We start from the raw sequence: 2,400 nt of genomic DNA, 5'->3' as shown, positions 1-2,400 counted from the left end.
GAACTCAAACGCATACGCAACGATGTGGGAAGCCAGCTTGCGCTAATGGAGTGCAAGCCACGCCACAACACGGTCGATACGCCCACGCTCTTTTGGGCGGGCATACCCGGCAACGAAGCCGACTTCCCCGCAGAGGAAAGTTTCTACACGTTCTTGGGGCAGGCTCTCTGCCTGTTCGTGGAAGAAACGAACTACAAGAGTTCGCTTTCGCCGTTCGGCATCAAAATGGTGGACAGGGTAAGCGGTCGCCCGCTGCACATCGACATATCGGATTTGCCCATGAAGAAAGGCATCACGACCAACAGAAACAAGTTCATACTTGGGCCGAGCGGGTCGGGTAAGTCCTTCTTCACCAACCACATGGTGCGCCAGTATTACGAGCAGGGTGCGCACGTGCTGCTGGTCGATACGGGTAACAGTTACTTGGGGCTGTCCCAGCTTATCCACAACCGCACGCACGGCGAGGACGGGATTTATTTCACCTACACCAACGAGAACCCGATAGCGTTCAACCCGTTCTATGTCGAGGACGGGGTATTTGACATCGAGAAGAAAGAGAGTATCAAGACCCTGATACTCACCCTGTGGAAGCGGGACGATGAAGCCCCCAAACGGTCGGAAGAAGTGGCGTTATCCAATGCGGTAAGTGCCTATATCGACCTGATAGGCAAAGACAGTTCGGTAACGCCCTGCTTCAACACGTTCTACGAGTTTGTCCGGGATGATTACCGCCGACAGCTTGAACAGAAGAACGTCAGGGAAAAGGATTTTGACATAAACAATTTCCTGAACGTGCTTGAACCGTACTATCGTGGCGGTGAGTACGACTACCTGCTGAACTCCGACAAGGAACTGGATTTGTTGCACAAACGCTTCATTGTCTTTGAGTTGGACAACATCAAAGACCACAAGATTTTATTCCCGGTAACGACTATCATCATCATGGAAGCCTTTATAAACAAGATGCGCAAGTTAAAGGGAATAAGGAAGTTAATACTAATCGAGGAAGCGTGGAAAGCGATTGCATCGGCGAACATGGCGGACTACATAAAATATTTGTACAAGACCGTCCGAAAGTATTTCGGGGAAGCGATTGTAGTCACGCAAGAGGTAGAGGATATTATTTCTTCCCCTATCGTGAAAGAGAGTATCATCAATAACTCGGACTGCAAAATATTGTTAGACCAAAGGAAATACCTTAACAAGTTCGACAGCATACAGAACCTCTTGGGACTGACCGACAAGGAGCGTTCGCAGATATTGTCTATCAACATGGCGAACCACCCCGGACGGAAGTACAAGGAAGTTTTCTTCTCGCTGGGCGGCACACAATCGGCGGTGTACGCCACGGAAGTTTCATTGGAAGAATATTACACGTACACGACCGAGGAAAGCGAAAAAATGGAACTGTTCGCTCTTGCCGAGAAGCTGGACGGCAACCTTGAACTGGCTATCAAGCGGCTTGCAGAAAGCAAAAGAAATCCCCAATCATCAACAACTTAAAAATTAGGAACATGAAATGGATTGACAATCTGATATACACGCTATTGTCCGCCTGCCTGCTGGCGGGCTGCGAGGACAGCGGAAGCAAGGAGCTGGAAAGGATGCAGGGCTATTGGGTACACGTCAGGGGACACCCGGCTTTCACACTCTCGGAAACGGGCGGCAGATACACCGTCACCCGGAAAGCGAATGTCAGGGGCAGAATACTGGAAACGGCTTACCCGGTAACAGAACGGAACGGCTGCCTGTTCATCGAAACGGACTTCCGCATACAGTTCACCTATGACAAAAAGACCGACCGGATAACGCTCATGCCCGGCGGCGAATACAAACGAGTTACAAACCCTGAAAACAAAAGATAATGAAAAGAACAATTCTCCTTATGGCGGTATGCCTTTGCTTCATCGGCAAGGCATCCGCACAGTGGGTGGTGTCAGACCCCGGCAACTTGGCGCAGGGCATCATCAACACCACCAAGCAGATAGTGCAGACTTCCACCACTGCCAAGAACACGCTGGACGGCTTCATGGAAGCGCAGAAGATTTTCCAGCAGGGAAAAGTCTATTACGATGCGCTCAAAGCGGTACACGATGTTGTCAAGGGCGGCATCAAGGTGAAGAAGTCCATTGAACTGGTGGCGGAAATATCCGAAATCTACGTGCGAAACTACCAGAACATGCTGGCTGACCCGAACTACACGCCGGATGAACTCACCGCCATTTCAGCCGGGTATGCCAAGCTGCTCTCCGAAAGTGCGGACGTGTTGCAGGACTTGAAGAATGTAGTGAACGTGACGGGCATGTCGCTGACGGATGCCGAAAGGCTGGCGGTAATCAACAACGCCTATAAAAGCCTGCTCAACTACCGCAACCTCGTGAACTACTACACCCGAAAGAA

3 protein-coding genes are annotated in these 2,400 nt (G+C 50.6%); all 3 read left to right on the top strand.

Annotation, left to right across the window (positions count from 1 at the left end):
* The coding region (locus DXA74_RS15875; RefSeq protein WP_118529095.1) for a TraG family conjugative transposon ATPase at positions 1 to 1,503 on the top strand (1,503 nt) is incomplete at its 5' end.
* 11 nt (positions 1,504 to 1,514) lie between these two features.
* Positions 1,515 to 1,865 (top strand): DUF3876 domain-containing protein, encoded by a 351-nt coding sequence (locus tag DXA74_RS15870; protein ID WP_118429445.1) that lies wholly within the window; start codon positions 1,515 to 1,517, stop codon positions 1,863 to 1,865.
* On the top strand, positions 1,865 to 2,400 hold a 536-nt coding region (locus DXA74_RS15865; RefSeq protein WP_118529097.1), incomplete at its 3' end, for a DUF4141 domain-containing protein. The genes DXA74_RS15870 and DXA74_RS15865, both read left to right, overlap by 1 nt.

The sequence above is a fragment of the Bacteroides sp. OF04-15BH genome, assembly GCF_003477995.1.
In the GTDB taxonomy this organism is placed as follows: domain Bacteria; phylum Bacteroidota; class Bacteroidia; order Bacteroidales; family Bacteroidaceae; genus Paraprevotella.
The sequence above is the reverse complement of the archived record's forward strand: the minus strand, read 5'-3'. Positions and strand labels throughout refer to the sequence as shown.

Excerpts from the sequence above, each read along its gene's own strand:
- DXA74_RS15870 (WP_118429445.1), top strand. The coding sequence starts at position 1,515 with ATGAAATGGATTGACAATCTGATATACACGCTATTGTCCGCCTGCCTG.